The organism is Nostoc sp. 2RC (assembly GCF_014222165.1).
Lineage (GTDB): Bacteria > Cyanobacteriota > Cyanobacteriia > Cyanobacteriales > Nostocaceae > Nostoc > Nostoc linckia.
The window spans coordinates 1-832 of the sequence record NZ_JACKZU010000763.1; the positions used below are offsets into that span (position 1 = coordinate 1).

1 protein-coding gene is annotated in these 832 nt (G+C 46.3%); it reads left to right on the forward strand.

The window, feature by feature from the left end; translation table 11 throughout:
• Positions 1 to 832, forward strand: an 832-nt coding sequence (locus tag GNE10_RS34885; protein ID WP_260447159.1) for an ATP-binding cassette domain-containing protein, incomplete at both ends; no start/stop codon positions are given.

Below are 832 nucleotides of genomic sequence, written 5' to 3' on the forward strand. Positions count from 1 at the left end.
GGGGGAGAAAATTCTTCCTTGTCTTCCTCATCCTTCTACCCTCTGGTGAAACTCCGGGGATATGTTGAATTACGCAATGTCACATTTGGTTATAACCAAATTACTCCACCGCTAATTGAAAACTTTAATCTTTCACTCCAGCCAGGACAGCGAGTAGCTTTAGTGGGTGGGAGTGGTTCTGGTAAGTCTACCATTGCCAAACTTTTATGCGGACTGTACCAACCGTGGCAAGGAGAAATTCTGTTTGATGGCAAACCTAAAGAGCAAATTCACCGGCAGGTATTAGCGAATTCTATCTCTGCGGTGGAGCAAGAAATTTTATTATTTGCTGGCAGTGTCAGAGACAACTTAACACTTTGGGATACTACCATACCCGACACTCATTTAGTGCGAGCTTGTGAAGATGCTGCACTCCATGATGTGATTCTTTCTCTACCAGGAGGCTATGGTGCCGATTTGTTAGAAGGTGCAACTAATTTAAGTGGCGGTCAGCGCCAACGCTTAGAAATTGCCCGTGCTTTAGTAAATAATCCCAGTATCCTAGTCATGGACGAAGCTACTAGTGCCTTGGATGCTGAAACCGAAAAAATCGTCACTCGGAATCTGCGTTTGCGCGGTTGTACTTGCATCATCGTAGCGCATCGACTTTCCACCATTCGAGATTGCGATGAAATCATTGTCCTTGATGGCGGTAAAATAGTCCAACGGGGAACCCATGAAGAATTACAGCAGGTTGAGGGACTGTATTTACAGTTGATTCGCAGTGACGGGGATGGGGAGACTTGTGCTGAGCAAAGCCGTTGGCGCAGCCTCTCGCAGAGAAGTATGGGGA